Here is a 26,112-nt window from a genome sequence, read left to right on the forward strand (position 1 = left end):
GCTATGTCCGGAACATCGGCGTAAATGGATGTTTCATGAGGGAAAGGCGATGAGCGGTCGGAAAAAGACTACACGCCGCGTTATACGGGGGCTGCAAGCCGTTCGGGGCGCGACCAGATCCACAGGTTGCCCAGGCTCATCCCGGCAATCGCCAGGTAGATCGGCCAGCCGTGATCGAGCATCACCAGCATCAGCACGGCGCACAGCAGCATGCTCACGGTGGCGCTGACTTTGGCCCGGCGCGCGATGATCTTGCCATTGCGCCAGTTGAACAGAATCGGTCCGAACAGCCGGTGGTTTTCCAGCCAGGCGCTGAGGCGCGGCGAGCTTTTAGTCGCGGCCCAGGCGGCCAGCAGGATGAATTCAGTGGTGGGCAAACCCGGTATGACAATCGCCACCAACCCAATGCCCAGGCTGACGTAGGCCAGCAGGCCGAAGAGCAGCTGGGCGATTTTTGAGGTGGATTGGGTTTTGCCGGTCATGGGTCGGGTGATCACAAAAATCAATTCGAAATAAGTTTCAAATGTGGGAGCGGGCTTGCTCGCGAATACGGTGTGTCAGTCAATAAATTTATTAGCTGAACGACCCCTTTCGCGAGCAAGCCCGCTCCCACATTTGATTGCATTTCAATTCAAGTGTTACGCCAGTTCAGGGGCGCTAGCGTACGCCTGTTCCAGCAGCACGGTGAAGCGCACAAACGCGTCGATGGCACCTTTTTCTGCCGCGGCTTCTTCTTCGGCGCTGAACTCCAGGCCGTCGAGGGTGCGGGTGAAGCGCTTCCAGCCTTCAGCGCGGCCACCGGCCGGCTCGCCCAGGTGACGGGCACCGAAGGTTTCGCTCAGGCCCAGGCCCACGGCGCGCTTGATCAGGAATGCAGCGCCCAGCTTGGAGCCTTCGGACACGAACAGCCAGCCCATGGCTTCGGCTTTGCTCGGGTTTTTTACCGCGCCGGCAACCGGTGCCGGTACTTCGGTTTCCAGGTCGGCCAGGTCGAGTTTGGCGGCGTCGGCGCGGCAGCGCTCAGCCAGGTCCGGGACGATCTTGATCAACTCGGGGTCGTTGTACAGCGCCACCAGTTCCGACTGGAACAGGTACTGCGCCACCACAAAACGGGCGAAGTTGGCTGGGGTTTCAAACGGCGCGTGGGCTTTGACCAGGGCGTCGAGCTTGGTGTGTGGCGCGTGGGTGATCTGGTTCAGGCGCTGGGAGCGCAGGCTTGGGCGTTCTGCGGTAGGAGAAGCGGTCATCGAAAAATCCTTGAGAAGGGGAGCGCCTGGGGGCTCTAAAGAGAGCTGTTATCAACTAGACGAACAAGAAGACGCGGCACAGTAAAAAAACCTCACCTCGCCGCTGATATAGGGCGGCGAGGTAAGAGCGGCGGTCAGATGTCCCAGATCAGGTTGATCGCGAAGTTGCGACCCGGCTGGGTCAGGCGGTCGAGGTTGGCGGGCGCGGTCACGCCGGCTTCGCCGACGCCGTCGTAGCTGCGCACGTCGTCCCAGTTCCAGTACTTCTTGTCGGTGAGGTTGTAGATACCGCCGTTGATGGTCACGTCGTTGGTGACTTTGTAGAAGCCGGTCAGGTCGACCATGCCAAAACCCGGGGTCTTGAACGGCGCGCTGGTGCTGCCATCCGGGGCGTGGAAGGTGGTGCTGTCGACACGGTTCTGTTTCTTCACCAGCGTCCAGCTGACCAGCGCGCCGTATTGCTCCTGCTCGTAGCCCAGGCCGAACACGCCTTTAAGCGGGTTGACGCTGTTGAGCGGCTCGCCGTTGTCGTCGTTACGGCCGTAGGTGTAGCCCACCGAACCCTGGGTGTAGAGGCCTTGTGGTGCGCCGAACGCGTCCAGGTTCAGGCGGCCTTTGGCTTCAACGCCCTTGATAGTGGCGTGCTTGATGTTGTTGGCTTCGAAGGTTTGGATGTCGCCGCCGGCGACCGAGGCGTCTTCGTCGATAAAGTCGCGGTACTTGTTGTAGAACACCGCGATGTCGAAGGAGCCCTCGTCGAACTGGCCGCGAATTCCGGTTTCGATGCCCTTGCTGGTTTCCGGCTTGAGGTTCGGATTCGGCTCGACGGTGTAGCCCAGGTTGAGGTTTTCAAAGCGGCCATAAAGCGCCTTGGCCGACGGGGTGCGGAAGCCCTCGGCATATTGGCCGAACCAGGTGTACTGATCGGTCAGCGCATAGGTCAGGCCGAATTTTGGCGTGACGCGGTGCCAGGTTTTTTCTTTGTCGCTGACCGGGTAGGCGCCGGTCGGGTTGACGGTGTTGAGGAATTCCTGGGTCAGCTTGGGCTTGAGCCGGGTGTAGTCGTAACGCACGGCGGGCAGGAAGGTCCATTTGTCCCAGGTGATCTGGTCCTGGGCGAACAGCGAGTAGGTGTTAATGGTCGGGTCCGGGAAGTCGCTGGACTTTTTCACGCTGTCGCCGGCAGACGGGCTGGGTGCGCCGATGGCCGTGCAGCCTGAGCCGACGGCGAGGCAGTAGGCCGAGCCCTCGCGCGAACCGCTGACTTTCTGCTGCTTGAGGGTGGTGCCGTAGGTGACCTGGTGATCGGTTTCACCGAGGCTGAACGCCTTGTCCAACTGAGCGTCGAAAACCCACTGTTTTTCTTCGTACAGGGTGTCACGGGTGCGCATGACGCGACGGCCCGGCTGGTAGATTTCGGCGGTGCTCTGGTCGGTCTTGGCGATCTGGTAATTGAGGCTGGTCTTGATACGGTCAGCCATCGGCGAGTTGAGGCCGAAGGTGTTTTCCAGGCCGAAGCGCTCGCGGGTGATGGTGTCGTTACCCGAGCGGGCGCGGTACAGGTTCATTCCGCGACCGCCGATAAACGGTCCGCCCACTGCGTTCTTCAAGTTGACGTCGCGATCATCCTTGAATTTCTCGTAGGTCAGGCCAAGACGGTTGTCCTCGCCATAATTCCAGCCCATTTTCGCCAGGATATTGGTGGTGCGCGCATCTTCCGGGTTGGCGCCGGTGCGGGCCAGGCCGGTGGCGTTGTTGCCGTCGTAGGACTCCATTTCATGGCCATTGCGCTGGCTCAGGTGCAGTAAACCGTCGAAGTCCTGCACGCGGCCGGCGACGGTGCCGGAGGTTAGCCAGCTGTCGTCGGCGGAGCTGTAGCCGGTTTTGAGGCGGGCGCCGACGTCCTGGCCGGGCTTGATGATGTCGTCCGGGTCGAGGGTGAAGTAGCTCACTGCGCCGCCGATGGCGCTGCTGCCGTACAGGGCTGACGCCGGGCCGCGCAGGATCTCCACGCGCTTGACGATTTCCGGGTCGACGTAGTTGCGACGGGTCTTGGCGTACGGGCCGTTGAAGAAGTTGTCCGGCACTTCCACACCGTCTACCTGGGTGAGGATGCGGTCGCCGTCGATGCCACGGATGTTGTAGCCGGCGTTGCTGGCGCGGGTGCCTGCGCCGCCGACCGACACGTTGGGCTCGTAACGCACCAGCTCACGGATGGTATTCACGTTCTGGCGGTCCAGCTCCTCACGCGCATGCACGGTGACAGTGCTTGGCACGCTGTTGACGTCCTGCTCACTGCGGGTGGCGCTGATGGTCACCTGTTGCAGGTTGAGCGTGCTGCCGGCCGGGCGCTTTTCCAGCACGATGTTGTTATTGCCCAGTTTGCGGTAGCTCAGGTTGGTGCCCAGCAACAGCCGGTCCAGGGCCTTTTCCGGCGAGAGTGCGCCGCGTACGCCGGGGGACGACACACCCTGGCCGAGCTCTGCCGGCAAGCCGACTTGCCAGCCGGTCACGCTGGTAAAGGCATTCAACGCCGACACCAAGGGCTGCTGTTCGATGCTGAAACTGTAATTGCCGTGGCTGCGCGCGGCAGGTTCGGCGGCAGTAGCGGCCATCGCCGGCGCGCTGGCCAGCAGGATGGCGGCGGTTAGCAGCGACAGGACGGGCGAAGAGGACCGGCGGTTGAAACGAGAGGACATCGAGAGCGCTCCGGAGATACGAATCTTATAGTTGCGAGCTGATCAAATAGGAATCAGTTGCATTGGCTATAACGAGACGAACCACCTGTAGCTATCGAGTAAAAATAATTCTCATTTAGTTCAAGATGACCAGCGCCGGGTATTCCGAGAGCTTGGCCGAGGTGATGTGCGCCAGGGAGCGCACCACATCCAGCGGTTGATCGAGGCGGTAATTGCCGGTGACGGCCACGCTTGCGAGCTTGTCGTTGGTGTTGACGATCCAGCCGGGGTAATAGCGGCGCAACTCGGCGAGCACTTCGCTCATCGGGCAGTTTTCGAATACCAGGCGGCCCTGGACCCACGCCAAGTCTTTACCGGCATCCAGTTTAGCCGGTTGGCCGAAGCCTTTGGGGCCGATGCGGATACTCTCACCGGCGCTCAGGCGCACGCGGGCATCGTCAAAGGTATTGCTCAAGTCCACGTCGCCGCGCTGCACCTGCACCTGGGCTTCGCCATTGAGGTAGCGCACGGCGAAGTCGGTGTCGCGCACGCTGGCGCGCACGGGGCCGGCGTCAATCTCCAGCGGCAGACCACGGCTGGGCGCCACCTCAAAAAAAGCTTCGCCCTGGAACAGTCGGGCGACGCGCTGGTGGTCCTTGATGCTGCTGGAAAACGCCGAGTTGGTGTTCAGTAACACTTTGGAGCCGTCATCCAATTGCAGGCGCTGGCGTTCACCGACGACGGTGAGGTGGTCGGCTTGCAAGCGCACGGGCAGGCTGCTGAAGCTGAACAGACCGATCAGCAGCACAGCGGCGGTGGCCAGGGGTTTCCAATGCGGCTTGATACGCCGCCACGCGCTGGGTTTGCGCGGCACTGCCAGGGCCACGGCGGCGCTGTGAACCGGCGCGCCGCCCCAGGCGGCCTGGGCCTTGCTGAAGGCGAGCAGGTGCGCCGGGTCGCTGGCCAGCCAGGCATCGAACTCGGCTTGCTGCCCCGGTTGCGGGCATTGCAAGGCGATCAGCCAGTCGAGAGCTTGGTCCATGGCCGCGTCTTGCAACACCTCATGAGCCAGCTCATGGGGGCGCAGTTTATTCGGGTCCGTCACGGTGTTCCTCGGGTCTTCGCCACGTTCTATTCATTTTTCCTACAGCCTGGTTCGACACCTCTGTCGGGTGAAGCTTAAGGCTGATCCAGCCGTTCGGCCACTCCTACACAGATAGCCATGATCAATTTCAGTTCCTTCTGCACCGTGCTCAAGGACACTTGCAACTGATCGGCAATCTCCTGGTAGCTGCAACCGTGCAGGCGGCTGAGGATGAAAATCTGCTGCTGGCGCGCGCTCAACTGGCCCAGGCTGACGCTCAGGTGTTCGAGCAATTGCTCGGCCTGGGTGGCGTCTTCGGGCGTGCTCATCGGCGCGGCGACACTCTGCAGCACGTCCAGCGGCACATCTTCTTGCAGTGTGCGGGCCTGGATGCGGCGCGAGCGTAGATGGTCCAGCGCCAGGTTGCGCGCGGTTTGATAGACGAAGGGTTCGAGGTGATCGATCGGCCGCTCGCTGAGCGCCCGCGTAACGCGCAGGTAAGTTTCCTGCAACAGGTCCTCGGCGGTGCTGTGGTTATTCACCATCCGCTGCAAGGTGCGAAGCAGAATCACCCGCTGGGTGAGAAAGACTTGGTTGAAGCGAGATTGGCTCACAGTGATACCAGACCGGTTTGCAGTTAATGATAATGCTTATCATCAACTCAAATGGCAAGTGGCACTTTGAGATGCTGCGTCGCCACTTAGCAGCGGGACGCGGAGCGTCCGAGGCGGCATTCCCACGCAGAGCGTGGGAACGATCAACAACCTGGTCGGTTTACTCGGCGTTGCAGAGCGCTAGGCAGTTATCCAGCATACGGTTGGAGAAGCCCCACTCGTTGTCATACCACGCCAGTACCTTCAGCAACTTGCCGCTGACCTTGGTGTGATTGGCATCGAAAATCGACGACAGCGGGTTATGGTTAAAGTCGCTCGAAACCAGTGGCAGGGTGTTGTAGCCGAGGATTTTCGAATGCTGGCTGGCTTCTTTCAGCAGTGCATTGACTTGCTCGGCCGTGGCTTCTTTCTTCAGCGTCACGGTGAGGTCCACCAACGACACGTTGATCACCGGCACCCGCACGGCCATGCCGGTCAGCTTGCCCGCCAGTTCCGGCAGTACCAGGCCGACCGCTTCGGCGGCGCCGGTCTTGCTCGGGATCATGTTCTGGGTGGCCGAACGCGCGCGGTACGGGTCGGTGTGGTACACGTCGGTGAGGTTCTGGTCGTTGGTGTAGGCGTGAATGGTGGTCATCAGGCCGCTTTCGATGCCCAGCTCGCGATGCAGCACCTGAGCCACAGGCGCCAGGCAGTTGGTGGTGCACGACGCGTTGGAGATGATCTGGTGCGACTGACGCAAAATGTCATGGTTTACCCCGTAAACCACGGTGGCATCCGCGCCTTTGGCCGGGGCCGAGATGATCACCTTGCGCGCGCCGGCGGTAATATGGGCGGCAGCCTTGTCACGGTCGGTGAACAGACCGGTGCATTCGAACACCACGTCGATCTTGTGTGCAGCCCACGGCAGGTCGGCCGGGTTGCGAATGGCACTGACGGCAATCCGGTCACCATTGACGGTCAGGCTTTCCTGATCGTGGGCGACCTCTGCTTCGAAAGTGCCGTGTACGGTGTCGTATTTGAGCAGGTGGGCGTTGATCGAGCTGTCGCCCAGATCATTGATGGCGACGATCTGCAAATCCTGGCGGTAGCCTTGGGTATACAGTGCGCGCAGGACATTACGGCCGATACGGCCAAAACCATTGATTGCGATACGAAGAGTCATTGGAAAGTGCCTGTCGTCGATTTGTTGTAAGAATTACAAGATTATTCGCATAAAAATAGAAAACAAGCCTTTTTAGTGGCAATATTTTGTTCAATCTACAACGAGTGACCTGAATCAACTGGTCCGATGATTCAAACGACACCCTGCCATCCCATGCGCTGCGGGCGTTTGATCAGCATAGACACTCAGGTCGCCACATCCGTTAGCCTGGAGTTCTACACATGCATCCCCGCGTTATTGAGGTCACCGAACGGCTTATCGCCCGCAGTCGTGCAACCCGCGAGGCTTACCTTGCGCTCATTCGCGGCGCGGCCAGCGACGGCCCGATGCGCGGCAAGCTGCAATGCGCCAACTTTGCCCACGGCGTGGCCGGTTGCGGCACTGAAGATAAAAATAGCCTGCGCATGATGAATGCCGCCAACGTGGCAATTGTTTCGTCATATAACGACATGCTCTCGGCGCACCAGCCGTACGAACATTTCCCTGAACAGATCAAGAAAGCCCTGCGCGAAGTCGGCTCGGTCGGCCAGTTCGCCGGTGGCACGCCCGCCATGTGCGACGGCGTGACCCAAGGCGAGCCCGGCATGGAGCTGAGCTTGCTGAGCCGCGAAGTGATTGCCATGTCGACGGCGGTAGCGCTGTCCCACAACATGTTCGATGCCGCGCTGATGCTGGGCATCTGCGACAAGATCGTCCCTGGCCTGATGATGGGCGCGCTGCGCTACGGCCATCTGCCGATGATCTTCGTACCGGGCGGCCCTATGCCGTCGGGCATCTCCAACAAGCAGAAAGCCGACGTGCGCCAGCGTTACGCCGAAGGCAAAGCCAGCCGCGAAGAGCTGCTGGAATCGGAGATGAAGTCCTACCACAGCCCCGGCACCTGCACCTTCTACGGCACCGCCAACACCAACCAGTTGCTGATGGAAGTGATGGGCCTGCACCTGCCGGGCGCTTCGTTCGTCAACCCGTACACGCCGCTGCGTGATGCGCTGACCCGCGAAGCCGCGCACCAGGTCACGCGCCTGACCAAGGCCAGCGGTGACTTCACGCCGATTGGCGAGATCGTCGACGAAAAATCCATCGTCAATTCCATCGTCGCCCTCAATGCGACCGGTGGTTCCACCAACCACACCCTGCACATGCCGGCCATCGCCATGTCGGCGGGCATCATCCTCACCTGGCAGGACATGGCCGACCTGTCCGAGGTGGTGCCGACCCTGTCCCACGTGTATCCGAACGGCAAGGCCGACATCAACCACTTCCAGGCAGCGGGCGGCATGTCGTTCCTGATCCGCGAACTGCTTGAAGCCGGCTTGCTCCATGAAGACGTCAACACCGTAGCCGGCAAAGGCCTGAGCCGTTACACCCAGGAACCGTTCCTGGTCGACGGCGAACTGATCTGGCGCGACGGCCCGATCGAAAGCCTCGACGAAACCATCCTGCGCCCCGTAACCCGTGCGTTCTCGCCCGAAGGCGGCTTGCGCGTGATGGAAGGCAACCTTGGCCGTGGCGTGATGAAGGTTTCGGCGGTGGCGCCGGAGCATCAGATCGTTGAAGCACCGGCGGTGGTGTTCCAGGATCAGCAGGATTTGGCCGATGCGTTCAAGGCCGGCCAACTGGAAAAAGACTTCGTTGCGGTGATGCGCTTCCAGGGGCCGCGCTCCAACGGTATGCCGGAATTGCACAAGATGACGCCGTTCCTCGGCGTGTTGCAGGACCGTGGCTTCAAAGTTGCGTTGGTAACAGACGGGCGTATGTCCGGCGCCTCGGGTAAGATCCCCGCCGCGATTCACGTCAACCCCGAAGCCCAGAGCGGCGGGCCGCTGGCGCGGGTCAAGGATGGCGATATCATTCGCGTCGATGGCGTGAAGGGCACCCTGGAGCTTAAGGTGGACGCCGAAGAATTTGCAGCGCGCACGCCTGCCACGGGCCTGTTGGGCAACAACGTGGGGGCTGGTCGCGAGCTGTTTGCATTTATGCGCTTGGCCGCAAGCTCCGCAGAGCAGGGCGCCAGCGCCTTTACCTCTGCCTTGGAGACGCTTAAGTGAAGCTTGCGCTGGTCGGTGACATTGGTGGTACCAACGCCCGTTTTGCGTTGTGGCGGGATCAGGAGCTGCATTCGATCCGCGTGCATGCCACCGCAGACCACCACAGCCCTGAGGAAGCCATCAAGGTTTACCTCAAGGAAGAAGGCCTGGAAATCGGGGACATCGGCGCGGTGTGCCTGTCGGTCGCCGGGCCGGTGAGTGGCGATGAATTTAAATTCACCAACAACCACTGGCGGCTGAGCAAAACTGCGTTTTGCAAAACCTTGCAGGTTGATGAATTGCTGCTGGTCAATGACTTCACGGCCATGGCCCTGGGCATGACGCGGCTCAAACCCGATGAGTTTCGCGTGGTCTGCCACGGAACGCCGGAACCCTTGCGCCCAGCCGTGGTGATCGGCCCAGGCACGGGCCTGGGTGTGGGCACCTTGCTGGACTTGGGCGAAGGCCGTTACGCGGCATTGCCGGGGGAGGGCGGCCATGTCGACCTGCCGCTGAGCAGCCCGCGTGAAACCCAGTTGTGGCAGCACATTCACAGCGAGATTGGGCATGTGAGCGCCGAGACCGCGCTGAGCGGTGGCGGCCTGCCTCGTGTATACCGCGCCATTTGTGCGGTCGACGGGCACACGCCGGTGCTGGACACGCCCGAAGCCATCACGGCAGCGGGCCTGGCCGGCGACCCGGTGGCCATGGAAGTGTTGAACCAGTTCAGCATCTGGCTGGGCCGTGTGGCCGGTAACAACGTGCTCACCACCGGTGGGCGTGGCGGTGTGTACATCGTGGGCGGGGTGATTCCGAGGTTTGCCGACTTCTTTATCAACAGCGGTTTTGCCAAGAGTTTCAGCGATAAGGGCTGCATGAGCGATTACTTCAAAGGCATTCCTGTGTGGTTGGTGACGGCGCCGTATTCCGGGTTGACCGGGGCCGGTGTGGCGCTTGAGCAGGCTTTTGCGTAGGGACTGAAGGCCCCTTCGCGAGCAAGCCCGCTCCCACATTCGACTGCATTCCAAAGTTGGAACCCGGTCAAATGTGGGAGCGGGCTTGCTCGCGAAAGCGGCCTCAAGGGCAACAAATGACTTAAGCTTGGCCATAACAACAAGGAGGACCCCGTGAGCGTAATCAGTAAATCGATTCTCCTCGTCGACGACGATCAGGAAATCCGCGAATTGCTGCAGACCTACCTCAGTCGCGCCGGCTTCCAGGTGCGTGGCGTGCCGGATGGCGCGGGGTTTCGCCAGGCGATGAACGAGGCGCCGTGCGACCTGGTCATCCTCGATGTAATGTTGCCGGACGAAGACGGTTTCAGCCTTTGCCGCTGGATTCGCCAGCACCCGCGCCAGGCGCAGGTGCCGATCATCATGCTGACCGCCAGTTCCGACGAAGCCGACCGCGTGATCGGCCTGGAGCTGGGCGCCGACGATTACATCGGCAAACCTTTCAGCCCCCGCGAGCTGCAGGCGCGGATCAAAGCCCTGTTGCGCCGCGCCCAGTTTGGCCAGGAACGCACGGGCGGCGGCGATGTGCTGGTGTTCGATGAATGGCGCCTGGACATGATCAGCCACCGCCTGTTTCACGTGGACGGCGAAGAGGTGATCCTCTCCGGCGCCGACTTTGCCTTGCTCAAACTGTTTCTCGATCACCCGCAACAGATTCTCGACCGCGACACCATCGGCAATGCCACCCGTGGCCGCGACCTGATGCCGTTGGACCGTATCGTCGACATGGCCGTCAGCCGCCTGCGCCAACGCCTGCGCGATACCGAAAAACCTCCAAGGCTGATCCGCACGGTGCGTGGCAGCGGTTATCAACTGGCAGCCAGCGTGGTTGCCGGCAATGCCCACTGAGCCACTGACCGAGCGCCGCCGGCGCTTTCCGGTGCCGCGTTCGCTGCTGGGGCGCATGTTACTGCTGACCTTGCTCGTGGTGCTGTTCGCCCAGGCGCTGTCCAGCGTGATCTGGGTGTCGCAATTGCGCGCCACCCAGCTCGAAGGCCTGGTGACCAGCGCGCGCAGCCTGGCGCATTCGATGACGGCCAGTGTGAGTTACTTTCGCTCGCTGCCGGTGGCCTATCGCCCGTTGGTGCTCGACCAGCTGCGCAGCATGGGTGGCACGCGTTTTGTGGTGACCCTCAACGACCGCCCACTGGACATGCAGATTCTGCCGCAGACCCCGCGCAAGCAGGCGGTGCTGCAAGCCGTGGACGAAGTGCTGCGCCAAACCCTGGGCAGCGACGTGCTTATCTCGGTGGAATTCGTCAGCGCCGAGGACCTGCGTATTTTCAACGCGGGCCTCAAGCTTGATGAGCTGCCGCGTTCCTGGGCGCATTACGCCCTGACCCTGGAGCCGGTGAACCCGCCGGTGCTGGTCACACAAATCCAGCTGGCACCCGGCGAATGGTTGTACATCGCCTCGCTGCTGCCCGAGCCCTACACCAGTTTGGAAGAGCAAGGCCTGCCGTCGCAGCAAGTGTGGTTTATCGTGCTGACCAGCGGTTTCCTGCTGCTGTTTATCGGCCTGTTGGTGCACTGGCAAAGCCGGCCGCTCAAGCGCCTGGCGCGGGCAGCGCGGGACATGTCCCTGGGCGCCGACGTGGAGCCGGTGGCCGAAGGCGGTGGCAGCGAAGTGGTGGAAGTGGGCCGTGCGTTTAATGCCATGCGCGAACGCATCAGCCGCTACCTCACCGAGCGCAGCCAACTGTTCAGCGCGATTTCCCACGATTTGCGCACGCCGATCACGCGCCTGCGCCTGCGCGTGGAGTTGCTGGAAGACGAAAACCTGCAAGCCAAATTCGGCCGCGACCTGGATGAGTTGGAGTTGCTGGTCAAGGGCGCGTTGCAGTGCGTCAAAGACACTGACATTCACGAAAACATCGAGCCGGTCGACCTCAATCACGTGCTCGATTGCCTGGTGGAGCCGTACCTGGCGCCGAACGGTAATGGTCGCATCACCCAGCACGGCCGGGCGCTGACCCCTTATCCGGGCAAACCGCTGGCGCTCAAGCGCTGCATCGGCAACCTGATCGACAATGCCCTGAAGTACGGACAGAACGCGCATTTGCATATCGAGGACGATGGCGTGGAGTTCATCCTGCATGTGGATGACGAAGGCCCCGGCGTGCCGGAGCAGCGTTTGGAGCAAGTGTTTGAGCCGCACTTTCGACTGGCCGGGCAGCAGCAAGGTTACGGCTTGGGCCTGGGCATCGCGCGCAACATTGCCCACAGCCATGGCGGGGAAGTGAGTTTGCAGAATTTGCGCGAAGGCGGTTTGCGGGTGACCTTACAACTGCCGCGAACCCTGGACTGACTAACACCACCGATCAACTGTGGGAGCTGGCTTGCCTGCGATAGCATCACCGCGGTCTGACTGAAAGAACAGGGTACCTGCATCGCCGGCAAGCCAGCTCCCACACAAGCCCAATCCCACATTTTGATCCCGGTTGAGTCAGATACTTTGGCGCAGCCGGGCCAAATCCCGCAGCGGCGGCGCCCCGAACAACCGGCTGTATTCCCGGCTGAACTGCGACGGGCTTTCATACCCCACCCGATACCCCGCCGCCGACGCCTCCAGCCCTTCGGCAATCATCAATCGCCGTGCTTCCTGCAGCCGCAGTTGCTTCTGGTATTGCAGCGGACTCATCGCCGTAATCGCCTTGAAACGATGGTGCAAGGTCGAAACACTGAGGTTCACTTCCTTGGCCAGGTCATCAATGCGCAGCGGTTGTTCGAAGTTGCCGTTCAGCCATTTGATGGCCTGGCTCACGCGATGGCTCTGACTGTTGGCCACGGCGATTTCATACAGCCGGTAACCCTGTGGGCCACGTAGCAAGCGATAAAGGATCTCGCGATTGATAAGGGGCGCGAGCATGGCGATGTCTTTCGGCGTGTCCAGCAGCCGCGTCAGGCGCAGCACGGCGTCGAGCAACTGGTTGTCGATGCGGTCAACGTACATGCCACGGGATGTCGGCCGCGACGGCACGCCCATCGGACCCGCCTCGGCGATCAGCGCGGTGAGCTGGGCCGGGTCGATATTGATGCGCACCGACAGGTTGGGGTCTTGCGGTGTGGCGTCGATGATCCGCCCGGCGACCGGCATCGCCACCGAAAACACCAGATAATTGAGCGGGTCGTAGGCAAAGATTTCGTCGGCCAGGCGCACTTCCTTGCTGCCACTGGCCAGGATGCACAAGGCGGGTTCCACCAGCACCGGCATGAAGTCGCGGGGCGTGTTGTGGCGGTTCAGATACAGCGAGGTAATTGCCGTGCCGTAGGAGCCATCTTCCCAGGTGTGACGGTGAACAATGCTGGCCAGCTCGGCGCGTTGTTTTTCCATCTCGGCATCGAGGGGCATTGGCTTGGTTTCGGGCGACGACATGGGGTGTCCTCTACTGACTGCTTTGATGGGATCAGCTTAGCGGCGGCATTTCAAAAGGTGTTACGTCGATTCTGCTCAATCCTTGCCTGATCCTGCGATATGTCGTGAATCGGGCAAGTGGGGAGCCTGTCATCTGCCTGAAACACTGAGTATGGGCGTGGAATAAATCCCGGGGGCCAGACGTCTTATCTACGCTTCTCGCAGGATTGTGCAATAAGCCTGCAGGAATCGACTAACTGCGCCCGCCTTCGCGCCGCTATCTTTGATCCTGTGGCAACACGCCCTCACAGTGCTTGCCGAGCATCACTTCTCAACGGGAGAGTCGAACATGTCCACCCCCATTCCCGCGAGCCATATGGCCTTTATCCGTGCCCGTACCGGGTGCAGCACCGAACTCGGTGCACGCTTGAGCAGTTTGATCGAACCGGGCCGTCAGGCTCAGGGTTGCCTGCAATTCTCGTTGCAGCATTCCCAGGTCGATCCCGATGTATGGCTGGTCTCGGGCTTCTGGAGCAGCGAGCAGGCGATGAGCGCCTACTTCAGTTCCCCTGCCTTGATGATCTTTACTGAGCTGTTGAACGACATGGTAGTGCGCAGCATGGACTTCCAGACCTTCACCGACGCATCCGCCGCCCATGCCTACGGTGAGTACCTGCAACTGGCCGGTTAGCGGTTAGAATGGCCGACTTTCCATTGGCCGGGACCTGCAACATGGCACGTAAACAATTTGCCCATCACGAAGCCGTTTCTGCATTAGTGCGTGAAGAAGAGGGTGGCTACAGCGCCGCCGTCGCCGTCAAGGCACTCGATGGCATGGGCGCCCCGCAGTTTCACAAGATCCTGGCTGGCCAGACCTTCAAGACCGCCTCCGACGCCGACGATGCAGCGACGCTGCAACTTGAATGTCTGGTTGATGTGGACGAAGACGGTCAGCTGACTTGGGCAACAGCCGCAAGCTGAAGCCGAACACTTTATATCGCTCAACAAAGATCAAATGTGGGAGCCGGGCAAGCCCGGCTCCCACAGGGTTCTGTTGTGTTTGTTGGGCAGTATCGGGTCAGCGCGGGCGATACATCTTGAACAACGCCTCCGGCCCCAACTGGAAATAATCCGCCGGCCCACCACCACGCAAAATCGGCTCAGCGGCCGCCGTGTCGTAAACCCCATCCTTGAGCAGCCACTTGGCAATGTGCACGGCAACCACTTCACCGAGCACCAGCCAGCTCGGCACCAACGCCTTGTCGGCACGTTGCAGTTGAATGATCTGCGTCACCTTGCATTCAAACGACACCGGGCTTTCGCCTACCCGTGGCACCGCGACGATTTTCGAGGCCACCGGCGTCAGGACGGATAACTCGAATTCATTCACGTCCGGCGATACGGCCGCGCAACTCTGGTTCATCTGCTCGGCCAGCGGGCGGGTTGCCAGGTTCCACACGAACTCCCCGGTCTGTTCGATGTTGTTCAGGCTGTCTTTGCGCCCGACACTGGAAAACCCAATGATCGGCGGAATGTAGTTGAACGCGTTAAAGAAACTGTAGGGCGCCAGGTTCAGGCGGCCCTCGCCGTCGTGCGACGAAATCCAGCCGATCGGCCGTGGCCCGACGATGGCGTTGAACGGGTCATGGGGCAGGCCGTGGCCGTTGGCGGGTTCGTAGAAATGGATATCGTCGGACATGGCCCAGGGTTCCTGCAGCGGAGTTAGAGAAGCGTCATTTTGCACGCAATTATGCAAACAACGAAAACCAAATGTGGGAGCGGGCTTGCCCGCGATGGCGGTGTGTCAGTCACTGAATCCAAGACTGATAGACCGTTATCGCAGGCAAGCCAGCTCCCACATTTTTTACCGCGTTAAACCCTTAGTCGGTGGTGATGCGCGAGTGTTTACGGGTGTCTTTCATGGTCACGTAAACCACCAGCGACACCGCGATACACGCGGTCACATACCAGTAGTAACCCGTCTCCATGCCGATGTTCTTGAACCACAGCGCAATCACTTCAGCCGTACCGCCGAAGATCGACACGGTCAGCGCATACGGCAGGCCCACGCCCAGCGCGCGGATCTCGGTCGGGAACAGTTCAGCTTTCACCACCGCGTTGATCGAGGTATAGCCACTGACGATGATCAGCGCCGCCATGATCAGGAAGAACGCGCCCCACCAGCTTTGGATGGTGTGCAGGGTGGTGAGGATCGGCACGGTGAACAGCGTGCCGAGGATGCCGAAGGCGATCAGGATCGGTCGGCGGCCCACCTTATCCGACAGCCCGCCCACCAGCGGTTGCAGGCACATGAACAGGAACAGGGTGGCGGCCGAAATGGTGGTGGAGTCGGAGATGCTCATGCCCACCGTGTTCACCAGGTATTTCTGCATGTAGGTGGTGTAGGTGTAGAAGGCCAGGGTGCCGCCCATGGTCAGGCCGACCACCGTCATCACTTCCTTGGGGTGACGCATCAAGGTGCGCATCGCGCTTTCCTTGGCTTTTTCCTTTTTGGTGAACGACTCGGTTTCTTCCATGCCGCGACGCAGGAACAACGCGACCACTGCGCACAGCGCGCCGATGGCGAACGGGATGCGCCAGCCCCAGGCATACAGCTGCTCGGTGGTCAGGGTTTGTTGCAACACGATCAATACCGCCAGGGCGATGAGCTGGCCGGAGATCAGGGTCACGTACTGGAAGCTGGAGAAGAAACCGCGACGCTCCTTGGTCGCCATCTCACTCAGGTAAGTGGCCGAGGTCCCGTACTCGCCACCTACCGACAGGCCCTGCAGCAAGCGTGCAAACACCAGCAGGATCGGCGCGCCGATGCCGATGGTGTCGTAGCCCGGCGTCAGCGCGATCAGCAGCGAGCCGAAGCACATCAGCAATACCGAGGCCATCAAGGCGGCCTTGCGGCCTTTGTAGTCAGCGTAAAGCCCCATCAGCCAGCCACCGATGGGGCGCATGATAAAGCCCACGGCAAAGATGGCGGCGGTGTTCATCAATTGAGCGGTGGAGGAGCCGGCGGGGAAGAAGGTCTTGGCGAAGTACAGCGAGAAGGCGGCGTAGACGTACCAGTCATACCACTCGACCATGTTGCCGACGGAACCACTGAAGATCGATTTGATGCGGCTGGAAGTGGTGCGCTCTTTAGTCGGCACAGCCGCCGACCCCAGAGGCAGGGCGTTGGAGTTATCCATTGAAGGATCCTTCATCTAGTTGTTTTTATGGAGCGGCGCGAACGCAGCCTGGTTTGGGCTATAGCAGGAGCTGTGCCAAACAGATGAAGGCCCGGAATAGAAGGGTTACAGGATTTTTTTGAGCGGAAAGTTGCTGATGGTTTTGCGGTGGTGAGCGGAAATCCGCTTATGGCTGCCTGCGATGGCGTCTTCGAAAACAGCTACAGAAACATCTCCCGCACCAACCCATGCCGCTGCATCTTTTCATTCAAGGTACGGCGCGGCAGTTGCAGCTCGGCCAACACCGCCTTGATATCGCCTTTGTGCCGCGTCAACGCAGCCTTGAGACAATGCGCCTCGAACGCCTCCTGCTGCGCCGCCAGGGATTGCCCGGCCTCGATGCCTTCCGGCTCCGGTTCACTCAGGCCCAGCACCTGGCGTTCGGCGACGTTGGCCAGCTCGCGCACATTGCCCGGCCAGTCATGGCTGAGCAGGCGCCCCAGTTGCGCACCGCTCAACGGTTCGGCGCTGCGGCCCAGGCGCTCGGCGGCGCTTTGGGCAAAGTGGTCGAACAGCAGCGGAATATCCTCACGCCGCTCGCGCAACGGCGGCAGGCGCAGTTGCGCGACGTTCAAGCGGTACGCCAGGTCTTCGCGAAAACGCCCGGCGCGGGCCTCTTCGAGCAGGTCGGGCTTGGTGGCGGCAATGATGCGCAAGTCCACATGGATACTTTGGTTGGAGCCCAGTCGCTCCAGTTTCTGTTCCTGCAACACCCGCAACAATTTGACCTGCTGGGCCAGCGGCATGCTTTCGATTTCATCCAGGAACAGCGTGCCGCCGTGGGCATATTCCAGCTTGCCGATGCGTTTGCCCTGGGCGCCGGTGAACGCGCCGCTTTCGTGGCCGAACAGCTCGGCTTCAAACAGCTGCTCGGGGATGGCCGCGCAGTTGAGCGCGACAAAGGGCTTTTTGGCCCGTGGGCCAAAGTCATGCAAACAGCGCGCGACCAGTTCCTTGCCGCTGCCGGTTTCGCCACGGATCAGCACATTGACCGGCAGGCTGGCCAGGTCCAGCACTTGGCGGCGCAGGGTCTGTAAACCACGGGACACGCCGAGCAGGCTCGACTCCAGCTGCGCCCGATGGTCGGCCTGTTGATGCAGGCGACGGTTCTCCAGGATCAGCCCGCGTTTGTCCAAGGCGCGGCGCAGGCTGTTGAGCAGTGCGTCCGGGCTGAAGGGCTTTTCCAGAAAGTCGTAGGCACCGTCACGCATGGCTTCCACGGCCATCGGCACGTCGCCATGCCCGGTGAGCAAGATCACCGGCAAGTCGGCGTCACGCCGCTGCACTTCGGCCAGCAGCTCCAGGCCGCTGAGGCCGGGCATGCGCACGTCGCTCAAAATGACGCCAGGAAAGTCCTTGGGCAGATGTGCCAGGCATTCTTCGGCGCGACTGAACAACTGCACTTCAAACCCCGACAGGCTCAACCACTGTTCGACGGCGGAGCGAATACTCGTCTCGTCATCCACCACAATCACTGCGTTCAACATAGGTCGGGTGTCTCCAGCGCGATAGGCAGGGTCAGGGTAAATACCGCGCCGTCGCCACGGTTGCCGGCGAGCAGGCGCCCGCCCAGTTCATGCACGATGGCATAGGACACGGCCAACCCCAAGCCAAGCCCGTCGCCCACCGGTTTGGTGGTGAAAAATGGATCGAACACGCTGTTCAGATGCGCTTGGGCTATCCCGCCGCCGCTGTCGCTGACGGTCAGTTGCCACAGCTGCTGGTCGGCGTGCAGGCGGATTTCCAGGCGTTTGCGCGGTTTGTCGGCCATGGCGTCCAGCGCATTGCGTAGCAGGTTGATCAGCACTTGCTCCAGGCGGATCGCGTCACCACGCACCCAGGCAGGGCGGCTAAGGTCCAGCACCACGCCAATGCTTTCATCGCGCAGACGGGCGTCGAGCAGGTGCAAGGATTGGTCGACCACCGTGGCCAAATCCAGCCGCTCACGCAGGCCGCTGGGGCTCTTGCGCGCGAAGGTCTTGAGGTGGCCGGTGAGCGCCGCCATGCGTGTGAGCATGTCGTCCAGCGGCGTCAGTGCCTTATAGGCATCGTCCACGCGGCCGTGATCGAGCAGCAGGCGCAAGGTCGCCAACTGCATGCGCTGGGCGGTCAGCGGCTGGTTGATTTCATGGGCGAGGGCGGCGGACATTTGCCCCAGGGCCGCCAGCTTGGCCGACTGCACCAGGCCGTCCTGCGCGGTGCGCAGCGCCTGGGTGCGCTCTTCGACAAGCTGTTCAAGCTCTTCGCGGCTGCGTTGGCGCAAGCGGGCCAGGCGCCAGCGTTGGTTCAGGAACAGCAGCAGAAACACCAGCGCCAGCCATGAACCGGCGGCGGCAAGGCCGGCGTTGCGTTGGTCTTCAAAGGCGAACTGCGGTTTGCGCAGCAGGTGCAAGGTCCAGCCTTCGGCTTTCAGCGGCAGGGATTCCCAGATGTAATGGGCGTTGCCGTCGGGGCCGTTGACCCGCATCAAGTGGCTGTTTTCGTCAAAGCGCTGCAGCGTCTGAGTGTCCAGCGGCTGCAGCTGTTTCTTGTCGTATTGGCGAGTCGCCTTGAGTTCGGCAAGGTCATTGGCCGACAAGGGGCGCAAGTTACGGTAACGCCAGCCCGGCTGGTTGGCGATAAACACGATGCCCCGCGCATCGCTGACCAGCAGCAGGTCGTTGCCTTGGGCCCATTCGCGCTCAAGTTCGGGGAACTCCAGCTTCACCACCATGGCGCCGAGGAACTGCTCGTGTTCATCGACCACGGCGCTGGAGAGGAAATAACCCGGAATGCCGGTGGTCACCCCCACCGCATAAAAACGCCCGGTGCCCTGGCTTTTGGTCTGGCTGAAATACGGACGAAACGCGTAGTTGTGCCCGACATAGCTGCTGGGCAGGTTCCAGTTACTGGCGGCCACGGCCAGGCCGTTACGGTCCATCAGTTCCAGGGTGGAAGACTGTGCGGCACCGTTGATGCGCTCCAGCTTGCGGTTGAGCAAGTCCTGGGTAGCGGTGTCCAGCGGGGCTTTGAGGGCGCTGATCATTTCTGAATCCAGCGCCAGCACGGCGGGCAGGGCGCGGTAACGTTCGATCAGGGTGTGCAGCGAATTGGCATACAGCGCCAATTGCTGATTGGCGCGAGCGGCGTCATCCACCAAGGCCTGACGTTCGGCATGACGGGTGGCCAAGGCGGCGGCCAGCACGGCGCCGGCGATGATCAACAGCGAGTAGAAAGTCAGTCGCAGGGGGCGAGGGATCACGATCATACGGTGATGAACAGGCGCGGTAAGGGCGAGCACCATAGCATGAGTAGGACTGTATTTTGTGGCGAGCGCGGCTTGTGTGGGAGCGGGCTTGCTCGCGAATGCGGTGTATCAGTGACAGTTAAATTGACTGACCCACCGCTTTCGCGAGCAAGCCCGCTCCCACATGACTGTGTACACAATAAAAAAGGCGACTGGGCCATTAGCCACAGTCGCCTTCATCCTTGCGGGGAAGTGCTTACTGCACTTCTACCGCCAGGCTTTCACTGATCTTTTTCTGCCAGATGGCAGGACCGGTGATGTGTACGGACTCGCCCTTGCTGTCCACCGCAACGGTGACCGGCATGTCTTTGACGTCGAACTCGTAGATCGCTTCCATGCCCAACTCGGCGAAGGCAACAACGCGCGACTTCTTGATGGCTTGCGCCACCAGGTAAGCAGCGCCGCCCACGGCCATCAGGTACACGGCTTTGTGGTCCTTGATCGCTTCGATCGCAGTCGGGCCGCGCTCGGATTTGCCGATCATGCCGAGCAGACCGGTTTGCTCGAGGATCTGACGGGTGAACTTGTCCATCCGCGTGGCCGTGGTCGGGCCAGCCGGGCCAACCACTTCTTCGCGCACCGGATCAACCGGGCCGACGTAGTAGATGAAGCGACCCTTGAGGTCCACCGGCAGGGTTTCGCCCTTGTTGAGCATCTCGACCATGCGCTTGTGCGCCGCGTCGCGACCGGTGAGCATCTTGCCGTTGAGCAACACGGTTTCGCCCGGCTTCCAGCTTTGTACTTCTTCCGGGGTCAGGGTGTCGAGGTTGACGCGACGGGCCGACGGGCCGGCTTCCCAGACGATTTCCGGGTAGGCATCGAGCGGTGGCGCTTCCAGCGACGCCGGGCCCGAACCGTCGAGCACAAAGTGCGCGTGACGGGTGGCGGCGCAGTTGGGGATCATGCACACCGGCAGCGAGGCTGCGTGGGTCGGGTAGTCCATGATTTTCACGTCGAGCACGGTGGTCAGGCCACCCAGGCCCTGGGCGCCGATGCCCAGTTGGTTGACCTTCTCGAACAGCTCCAGACGCATCTCTTCGATACGGTTCTGCGGGCCGCGCTTTTTCAGCTCGTGGATGTCGATGGACTCCATCAACACTTCCTTGGCCATCACCGCAGCTTTCTCGGCGGTGCCGCCGATGCCGATGCCGAGCATGCCCGGTGGGCACCAGCCGGCGCCCATGGTCGGAACGGTCTTGAGTACCCAGTCGACGATCGAGTCGGACGGGTTGAGCATGGCCATTTTCGACTTGTTCTCGGAGCCGCCGCCTTTGGCCGCCACGTCCACTTCCACGGTGTTACCCGGGACGATGGAGTAGTGGATGACCGCAGGAGTATTGTCCTTGGTGTTTTTACGGCTGCCTGCCGGGTCGGCCAGGATGGAGGCGCGCAGGACGTTTTCCGGCAGGTTGTAGGCGCGACGCACGCCTTCGTTGATCATGTCGTCCAGGCCCATGGTGGCGCCGTCCCAACGTACATCCATGCCCACGCGCACGAACACGGTCACGATGCCGGTGTCCTGGCAGATCGGGCGATGGCCGGTGGCACACATGCGCGAGTTGATCAGGATCTGAGCGATGGAGTCACGGGCTGCCGGCGATTCCTCGCGCAGGTAGGCTTCGTGCATGGCCTGGATGAAGTCAACGGGGTGGTAGTAGGAAATGAATTGCAGGGCGTCGGCAACGCTCTGAATCAGGTCGTCTTGCTTGATCACGGTCATGAGTCGCGCTCCTCTATAAGGGAACATTCAATAAAGGTGGCTTCAGTGTTGCATCGGTCGGCTGAAACCACCTTTCCAAGGCACGCCACAGTGGTGCAAGGCGCGACGCTAAAAAGGCGCGGCAGTATAACCCGACGCGGTGGCCGATACACCCGACTATGGTCAAACTGTCGCAGGCATGATTTCCTGTGCGGGTCCCTTCTGATTGAGCCTTTATATGCCTGAACTGCACGTCGGCGAACGCCACTGGTCGGTAGCCACCGGCAGCAACCTGCTGGATGCCTTGAATCAGGCGGGGGTGGCTGTGCCCTACAGTTGCCGGGCGGGCAGTTGCCATGCGTGCCTGGTGCGTTGCCAGGGTGAGGTTGTGGATAAGCAGCCCGATGCCCTGAGCCCGGCGCAACGTCAGGACGGTTGGCGTCTGGCCTGCCAATGTGAGGTTGTCGCAGATTTACAGGTTGAAGCATTTGACCCGCTGCGCGATGGCTTGCCCGCGCATGTGGTGGGCGTCGACTGGTTGAACCCCGAGGTACTGCGCCTGCGCCTGCAACCCGAACGTGGCCTGCGTTATCGGGCCGGGCAGCATCTGGTGCTGTGGGCGGGGCAGGTGGCGCGCCCGTATTCGTTGGCCAGCTTGCCGCAGGAAGACCCGTTTTTGGAGTTTCATCTCGATTGCCGTCTGCCCGGTGAATTCAGCGATATTGCCCGGCAACTTCAGGTGGGCGACGGCCTGCGGCTCGGTGAGTTGCGGGGCGGGGCGCTGCAATATGATCCTGACTGGCAATCGCGGCCGTTGTGGCTGCTGGCATCCGGCACGGGGCTTGGGCCGTTATGGGGCGTGCTGCGCGAGGCGCTGCGCCAGGATCACCAAGGCGCCATCCGCGTGATTCACCTGGCCCATGATGCCGATGGGCATTATCTGGCCGAGCCCTTGGCGCAATTGGCTGCGCAGCACGCGAACCTGACTGTGGAGCTGTGGACGGCGGCTGAGTCGGCCCAGGCATTGGCGCAACTGCGGCTTGTTTCGCGGCAAACTCTGGCCTTACTCTGCGGGCACCCTGCCAATGTCGAGGCGTTTTCCAAACGCCTGTTCCTGGCGGGATTGCCGCGCAATCAACTGCTGGCCGATGTGTTCCTGCCGCGTGGTTGAGCGCTGATTTTTCCAGCCGCGAGATTCGCCATGACCGACGCCATCCTGCTGCAACGCGAAGGCGGGCTGCTGACCCTGCAGCTCAATCGCCCCGACAAGAAAAATGCCCTGACCCGCGCCATGTACACCCAACTGGCCGAGGCGCTGGAGCAGGCTGATGCGGACTCAGGTATCCGAGCGGTGCTGATCCAGGGCAGCCATGAGTGTTTTACCGCCGGCAACGACATCGCCGACTTCCTCGAACAGCCGCCCAGTGATCTGGACAGCCCGCCGTTTCACTTCATGCAAAGCCTGCTCAACTGCCGCAAGCCGGTGATCGCGGCGGTAGCGGGTGCGGCGGTCGGTATCGGCACGACCCTGTTGCTGCATTGCGATCTCGTCTATATCAGCCGCGATGCGCGTTTGCGCATGCCGTTCGTCAACCTGGGGCTGTGCCCGGAATTTGGCTCCAGCCTGATCCTGCCTCGGCTGCTGGGGCATGCGAAAGCGGCTGAACTGTTGCTGTTGGGCGAAGGTTTTACCGGCGAGCAAGCGGCCGCGTGGGGGATTGCGACTGAGGCGATGGGTAGTGGCGAAGCGGCGCTGGCCAAGGCGCGGGAAGTTGCGCAGCGCTTTGAAACCCTGGCGCCGGGCGCGGTGCAGGTCAGCAAGCAGCTGATGAAAAGTGTCGACCGTGAACAGTTGCGGCAGGTGATTGAGGACGAGGGAGCGTTGTTTGTGCAGCGCTTGAAGTCGCCTGAGGCGATTGCGGCGTTGTCGGGGTTTATCACCCGGCGCTGATGACGCCATCGCAGGCAAGCCAGCTCCCACATTGGAATGCGGTCAACTGTGGGAGCTGGCTTGCCTGCGATGAGGCCCTTTGATTCAACAGATCTCCAGGCCTTTAAATACAAAAAGCCCCGCCATTCACATGGCGGGGCTTTTGTTTTTCAGCGTGTCACTCAGAACTGCGGGTCGCCCACGTGCAGGATCTTCATGCCATTGGTACCACCGGTGGTGTGGTAGCTGTCGCCCTTGGTCAGGATGACCCAGTCGCCTTTCTCTACGACGCCACGCTTGACCAGCTCGTCGATCGCCTTCTGGCTCACTTCGTTCGGTGCCAGCGAAGCCGGATCGAACGGAATGGTGTACACGCCACGGAACATCGCCGCGCGGGCCTGGGCTTCGCGGTGTGGGGTGAACGCGTAGATCGGCACCGAGGAACGGATACGCGACATGATCAGCGGGGTGTAGCCACTTTCGGTCAGGGCAATGATCGCTTTCACGCCCGGGAAGTGGTTGGCGGTGTACATGGCAGCCAGTGCGATGCTCTGGTCGCAGCTTTCGAACACTTTGCCGATACGGTGGCTGGAGGTCTTGCTGGTCGGGTGCTTTTCGGCACCGACGCAGATACGCGCCATGGCCTGCACAGCTTCCAGCGGGTAAGGGCCGGCAGCACTTTCAGCCGAGAGCATCACCGCATCGGTGTAGTCGAGCACGGCGTTGGCCACGTCGGACACTTCGGCACGGGTCGGCATCGGGTTCTGGATCATCGACTCCATCATCTGGGTCGCCACGATCACGGCCTTGTTGTGGCGGCGTGCGTGCAGAATGATCTTCTTCTGGATACCGATCAGCTCGGCATCACCGATTTCCACGCCCAGGTCGCCACGGGCAACCATCACAGCGTCGGAAGCGTTGATCAGGGCGTCGAGGGTTTCGTCATCGGCCACGGCTTCGGCGCGTTCGATCTTGGCCACCAGCCAGGCAGTACCGCCGGCTTCGTCGCGCAGCTTGCGGGCGTATTCCATGTCGGCAGCGTCGCGCGGGAAGGACACGGCGAGGTAGTCCACTTCCATTTCGGCGGCGAGCTTGATGTCAGCCTTGTCTTTTTCAGTCAGGGCCGGCGCCGTCAGGCCACCACCGCGACGGTTGATGCCTTTGTGGTCGGACAGTGGGCCACCGATGATCACGGTGCAGTTCAGCTCCGTCGAGGTGGCGGTGTCGACGCGCATGACCACGCGGCCGTCATCCAGCAGCAGTTCGTCGCCGACGCCGCAGTCCTTGACCAGATCCGGGTAGTCGATACCCACGACTTCCTGGTTGCCTTCGGTCAGCGAATGGCTGGTGGAAAAGGTGAACTTGTCACCGATCTTCAGCTCGATGCGCTTGTTGGCGAATTTGGCGATACGGATTTTCGGGCCTTGCAGGTCACCCAGCAGTGCCACGAAGCGGCCGTGCTTGGCGGCCAGGTCACGCACCAGCTTGGCGCGAGCCTTGTGCTCGTCCGGGGTGCCGTGGGAGAAGTTCAGACGGGCAACGTCCAAACCAGCCAGAATCAGCTGTTCGAGGACTTCCGGCGAGTTACTGGCCGGGCCAAGGGTGGCGACGATTTTGGTACGACGGACGGACATGCACAGACTCCTGAGTTCAAGCGCTGAGGAAGGCTACTATGCTCTTTGGTTGTAGTCATTGTTCGTTTGCACTACTTATCGAAGATTCGCTTGTTTTAGCTCCAATTGAATAGATGAACACCCTTGAAGATTTTCGGCGCGGGGTCGATACACTGCACAAGACAGGAGAACCCCCATGCGAATTTTGCTCATTGCTGCCCTGGCCGTCAGTGTTGTCGGCTGTACCCGCTGGTCCATGGACCATCATTTGAACAACGCTTACCGCGCCTATGGGGTGGGTGATTGCGCGCGCGTGACCCTGGAATTGTCCCAGGTGGACCGCGAGAGCCGAACCCGTCGGTATGTGCAACCGGAAGTTTCGATGCTGCGCGGGCAATGTCTGGAGCGTCAGAAGCTGTTTGTTGATGCGGTGCAGACCTACCAGTTCATCATCAATCAATACCCGGCCAGCGAGTATGCCTACCGCGCCCGTGCCCGGCTCGACACCCTGCAGCAACTGGGCCATTACTCCGGCGCGAGTGTCGCGCAGCCACGGCCCGCATCACTTTGATGATATTTATCATTCCATAGCTGGCCCGTCGCCAGTCTTAAGCTATTCTTTGAGTGTTCGTTTGTACAAGTTTATGTTCAAACGAATGGATTGCTTGGGATTGGCAGCAGTAGGGCGATCAAGCGCACGCTGGATTCGCACCAATTTCCAGGGAGAGCGAACATTCCGTGTTCGTTCCGAATAACTGGCGCGGCCACTGATATGGCCAATGGATGGCGATTTCATCATGTTTACCGACCGAAGGATTGAGCGGCATCAGTTGTCTGGTTTCTTGAAAGTCTTCAACCGGCTTACGGATAAGCCTATTGGCTACTTGGGGAACGTGTCCGAAGATGGGCTGATGTTGATCAGCCAATTACCCATGATGGTTGATGTAGCATTTGAACTGCGTTTGAAAATCCCCATGGCAGACGGTGAGTTCCAGGCCATTGACCTCACGGCGATGTGCTTGTGGAGCCACGAAGATGTCAATCCGCAGCACTATGACTCAGGATTTCGCGTGGTCGAAGCGCCTGAGGCATACGGGCAATTGATCAGTGCCCTGTGTCATTACTTCAGCTTTGATCCTCTGCAGGCTTCCGTCTAGGCATTGCG

The 26,112-nt window shown here is 61.1% G+C and carries 23 protein-coding genes; 10 read left to right on the forward strand and 13 right to left on the reverse strand.

Features of this window, described 5'->3' with window-relative positions; translation table 11 throughout:
• Positions 1 to 80 precede the first annotated feature (80 nt).
• The 6 genes from BFP92_RS17210 to gap form a co-directional block, all read right to left on the reverse strand.
• On the reverse strand, positions 81 to 482 hold the full coding sequence (locus tag BFP92_RS17210; RefSeq protein WP_017139762.1) for a YbaN family protein: 402 nt from the start codon (positions 480 to 482) through the stop codon (positions 81 to 83).
• Between the two features lie 156 nt (positions 483 to 638).
• Positions 639 to 1,247 (reverse strand): biliverdin-producing heme oxygenase, encoded by a 609-nt coding sequence (locus BFP92_RS17215; protein ID WP_065930411.1) that lies wholly within the window; start codon positions 1,245 to 1,247, stop codon positions 639 to 641.
• 134 nt (positions 1,248 to 1,381) lie between these two features.
• Positions 1,382 to 3,946, reverse strand: a complete 2,565-nt coding sequence (locus BFP92_RS17220) for a TonB-dependent receptor (RefSeq protein ID WP_065930412.1) — start codon at positions 3,944 to 3,946, stop codon at positions 1,382 to 1,384.
• Between the two features lie 115 nt (positions 3,947 to 4,061).
• Positions 4,062 to 5,030: a FecR family protein gene (locus BFP92_RS17225; RefSeq protein WP_065930413.1), complete on the reverse strand. Its 969-nt coding sequence runs from the start codon at positions 5,028 to 5,030 to the stop codon at positions 4,062 to 4,064.
• A 74-nt stretch (positions 5,031 to 5,104) separates the two neighbouring features.
• Positions 5,105 to 5,623, reverse strand: a complete 519-nt coding sequence (locus BFP92_RS17230) for an RNA polymerase sigma factor (protein ID WP_065930414.1) — start codon at positions 5,621 to 5,623, stop codon at positions 5,105 to 5,107.
• 160 nt (positions 5,624 to 5,783) lie between these two features.
• Positions 5,784 to 6,785: a type I glyceraldehyde-3-phosphate dehydrogenase gene (gene gap / locus BFP92_RS17235; RefSeq protein WP_065930415.1), complete on the reverse strand. Its 1,002-nt coding sequence runs from the start codon at positions 6,783 to 6,785 to the stop codon at positions 5,784 to 5,786.
• Positions 6,786 to 7,006: 221 nt separating this feature from the next.
• Between gap and edd the strand changes: the two genes are divergently transcribed.
• From edd to BFP92_RS17255, 4 genes are all read left to right on the forward strand, one after another.
• Entirely contained in the window at positions 7,007 to 8,833 is a 1,827-nt protein-coding gene (gene edd, locus BFP92_RS17240) for a phosphogluconate dehydratase (protein ID WP_065930416.1), read from the forward strand.
• Complete coding sequence (locus BFP92_RS17245) at positions 8,830 to 9,786, forward strand: glucokinase (RefSeq protein WP_065930417.1); 957 nt, start codon at positions 8,830 to 8,832, stop codon at positions 9,784 to 9,786. The genes edd and BFP92_RS17245 overlap by 4 nt, the downstream gene beginning before the upstream one ends.
• 153 nt (positions 9,787 to 9,939) lie before the next feature.
• Positions 9,940 to 10,674 carry a response regulator gene (locus BFP92_RS17250; protein WP_017139770.1) on the forward strand — a complete coding sequence of 245 codons (735 nt, stop codon included), beginning with the start codon at positions 9,940 to 9,942 and terminating at the stop codon, positions 10,672 to 10,674.
• Complete coding sequence (locus BFP92_RS17255; protein ID WP_056858658.1) at positions 10,664 to 12,133, forward strand: ATP-binding protein; 1,470 nt, start codon at positions 10,664 to 10,666, stop codon at positions 12,131 to 12,133. Before BFP92_RS17250 ends, BFP92_RS17255 begins: the two co-directional genes overlap by 11 nt.
• Before the next feature lie 138 nt (positions 12,134 to 12,271).
• Here BFP92_RS17255 and BFP92_RS17260 read toward each other — a convergent pair whose 3' ends face one another.
• Positions 12,272 to 13,201 carry an AraC family transcriptional regulator gene (locus BFP92_RS17260; protein ID WP_065930418.1) on the reverse strand — a complete coding sequence of 310 codons (930 nt, stop codon included), beginning with the start codon at positions 13,199 to 13,201 and terminating at the stop codon, positions 12,272 to 12,274.
• A gap of 328 nt (positions 13,202 to 13,529) precedes the next feature.
• Here BFP92_RS17260 and BFP92_RS17265 point away from each other — a divergent pair, with 328 nt between their 5' ends.
• Positions 13,530 to 13,871 (forward strand): antibiotic biosynthesis monooxygenase family protein, encoded by a 342-nt coding sequence (locus BFP92_RS17265; protein ID WP_065930419.1) that lies wholly within the window; start codon positions 13,530 to 13,532, stop codon positions 13,869 to 13,871.
• A gap of 8 nt (positions 13,872 to 13,879) precedes the next feature.
• A complete protein-coding gene (locus BFP92_RS17270) occupies positions 13,880 to 14,161 on the forward strand; it encodes a hypothetical protein (RefSeq protein ID WP_056858655.1) in 282 nt (93 codons plus the stop codon).
• A 97-nt stretch (positions 14,162 to 14,258) separates the two neighbouring features.
• Here the strand turns inward: BFP92_RS17270 and BFP92_RS17275 are convergent, their stop codons facing one another.
• The 5 genes from BFP92_RS17275 to BFP92_RS17295 form a co-directional block, all read right to left on the reverse strand.
• Positions 14,259 to 14,879 carry a flavin reductase family protein gene (locus BFP92_RS17275; protein ID WP_065930420.1) on the reverse strand — a complete coding sequence of 207 codons (621 nt, stop codon included), beginning with the start codon at positions 14,877 to 14,879 and terminating at the stop codon, positions 14,259 to 14,261.
• A gap of 181 nt (positions 14,880 to 15,060) precedes the next feature.
• Positions 15,061 to 16,380, reverse strand: a complete 1,320-nt coding sequence (locus BFP92_RS17280) for an MFS transporter (protein ID WP_065930421.1) — start codon at positions 16,378 to 16,380, stop codon at positions 15,061 to 15,063.
• A 200-nt stretch (positions 16,381 to 16,580) separates the two neighbouring features.
• Entirely contained in the window at positions 16,581 to 17,906 is a 1,326-nt protein-coding gene (locus tag BFP92_RS17285; protein WP_065930422.1) for a sigma-54-dependent transcriptional regulator, read from the reverse strand.
• Positions 17,900 to 19,666 (reverse strand): ATP-binding protein, encoded by a 1,767-nt coding sequence (locus tag BFP92_RS17290; RefSeq protein WP_065930423.1) that lies wholly within the window; start codon positions 19,664 to 19,666, stop codon positions 17,900 to 17,902. The genes BFP92_RS17285 and BFP92_RS17290 overlap by 7 nt, the downstream gene beginning before the upstream one ends.
• Before the next feature lie 235 nt (positions 19,667 to 19,901).
• Positions 19,902 to 21,425: a fumarate hydratase gene (locus BFP92_RS17295; protein WP_065930424.1), complete on the reverse strand. Its 1,524-nt coding sequence runs from the start codon at positions 21,423 to 21,425 to the stop codon at positions 19,902 to 19,904.
• Between the two features lie 217 nt (positions 21,426 to 21,642).
• Here BFP92_RS17295 and BFP92_RS17300 point away from each other — a divergent pair, with 217 nt between their 5' ends.
• Positions 21,643 to 22,575 carry an iron-sulfur-binding ferredoxin reductase gene (locus BFP92_RS17300; protein WP_065930425.1) on the forward strand — a complete coding sequence of 311 codons (933 nt, stop codon included), beginning with the start codon at positions 21,643 to 21,645 and terminating at the stop codon, positions 22,573 to 22,575.
• Positions 22,576 to 22,605: 30 nt separating this feature from the next.
• Positions 22,606 to 23,355, forward strand: coding sequence for an enoyl-CoA hydratase-related protein (locus BFP92_RS17305; RefSeq protein ID WP_065930426.1), 750 nt, complete (start codon positions 22,606 to 22,608; stop codon positions 23,353 to 23,355).
• A 161-nt stretch (positions 23,356 to 23,516) separates the two neighbouring features.
• On the opposite strand, the gene pyk is transcribed toward BFP92_RS17305, so the two are convergent.
• On the reverse strand, positions 23,517 to 24,968 hold the full coding sequence (gene pyk, locus BFP92_RS17310) for a pyruvate kinase (RefSeq protein ID WP_065930427.1): 1,452 nt from the start codon (positions 24,966 to 24,968) through the stop codon (positions 23,517 to 23,519).
• A gap of 175 nt (positions 24,969 to 25,143) precedes the next feature.
• Here pyk and BFP92_RS17315 point away from each other — a divergent pair, with 175 nt between their 5' ends.
• Positions 25,144 to 25,518, forward strand: a complete 375-nt coding sequence (locus BFP92_RS17315; protein WP_056858550.1) for a tetratricopeptide repeat protein — start codon at positions 25,144 to 25,146, stop codon at positions 25,516 to 25,518.
• Between the two features lie 226 nt (positions 25,519 to 25,744).
• Positions 25,745 to 26,104 (forward strand): PilZ domain-containing protein, encoded by a 360-nt coding sequence (locus BFP92_RS17320; protein ID WP_065930487.1) that lies wholly within the window; start codon positions 25,745 to 25,747, stop codon positions 26,102 to 26,104.
• The last annotated feature ends 8 nt before the right edge of the window (positions 26,105 to 26,112 follow it).

Source organism: Pseudomonas sp. 58 R 3 (assembly GCF_900006605.1).
GTDB lineage: Bacteria > Pseudomonadota > Gammaproteobacteria > Pseudomonadales > Pseudomonadaceae > Aquipseudomonas > Aquipseudomonas salomonii.

Bases quoted from the DNA above. Each gene is read 5' to 3' on its own strand.
- BFP92_RS17210 (WP_017139762.1), bottom strand. From the start codon at position 482: ATGACCGGCAAAACCCAATCCACCTCAAAAATCGCCCAGCTGCTCTTC.
- BFP92_RS17215 (WP_065930411.1), bottom strand. From the start codon at position 1,247: ATGACCGCTTCTCCTACCGCAGAACGCCCAAGCCTGCGCTCCCAGCGC.
- BFP92_RS17220 (WP_065930412.1), bottom strand. From the start codon at position 3,946: ATGTCCTCTCGTTTCAACCGCCGGTCCTCTTCGCCCGTCCTGTCGCTG.
- gap (WP_065930415.1), bottom strand. From the start codon at position 6,785: ATGACTCTTCGTATCGCAATCAATGGTTTTGGCCGTATCGGCCGTAAT.
- edd (WP_065930416.1), top strand. From the start codon at position 7,007: ATGCATCCCCGCGTTATTGAGGTCACCGAACGGCTTATCGCCCGCAGT.
- BFP92_RS17255 (WP_056858658.1), top strand. From the start codon at position 10,664: ATGCCCACTGAGCCACTGACCGAGCGCCGCCGGCGCTTTCCGGTGCCG.
- BFP92_RS17260 (WP_065930418.1), bottom strand. From the start codon at position 13,201: ATGTCGTCGCCCGAAACCAAGCCAATGCCCCTCGATGCCGAGATGGAA.
- BFP92_RS17265 (WP_065930419.1), top strand. From the start codon at position 13,530: ATGTCCACCCCCATTCCCGCGAGCCATATGGCCTTTATCCGTGCCCGT.
- BFP92_RS17270 (WP_056858655.1), top strand. From the start codon at position 13,880: ATGGCCGACTTTCCATTGGCCGGGACCTGCAACATGGCACGTAAACAA.
- BFP92_RS17275 (WP_065930420.1), bottom strand. From the start codon at position 14,879: ATGTCCGACGATATCCATTTCTACGAACCCGCCAACGGCCACGGCCTG.
- BFP92_RS17280 (WP_065930421.1), bottom strand. From the start codon at position 16,380: ATGGATAACTCCAACGCCCTGCCTCTGGGGTCGGCGGCTGTGCCGACT.
- BFP92_RS17285 (WP_065930422.1), bottom strand. From the start codon at position 17,906: ATGTTGAACGCAGTGATTGTGGTGGATGACGAGACGAGTATTCGCTCC.
- BFP92_RS17290 (WP_065930423.1), bottom strand. From the start codon at position 19,666: ATGATCGTGATCCCTCGCCCCCTGCGACTGACTTTCTACTCGCTGTTG.
- BFP92_RS17295 (WP_065930424.1), bottom strand. From the start codon at position 21,425: ATGACCGTGATCAAGCAAGACGACCTGATTCAGAGCGTTGCCGACGCC.
- BFP92_RS17300 (WP_065930425.1), top strand. From the start codon at position 21,643: ATGCCTGAACTGCACGTCGGCGAACGCCACTGGTCGGTAGCCACCGGC.
- BFP92_RS17305 (WP_065930426.1), top strand. From the start codon at position 22,606: ATGACCGACGCCATCCTGCTGCAACGCGAAGGCGGGCTGCTGACCCTG.
- pyk (WP_065930427.1), bottom strand. From the start codon at position 24,968: ATGTCCGTCCGTCGTACCAAAATCGTCGCCACCCTTGGCCCGGCCAGT.
- BFP92_RS17315 (WP_056858550.1), top strand. From the start codon at position 25,144: ATGCGAATTTTGCTCATTGCTGCCCTGGCCGTCAGTGTTGTCGGCTGT.
- BFP92_RS17320 (WP_065930487.1), top strand. From the start codon at position 25,745: ATGTTTACCGACCGAAGGATTGAGCGGCATCAGTTGTCTGGTTTCTTG.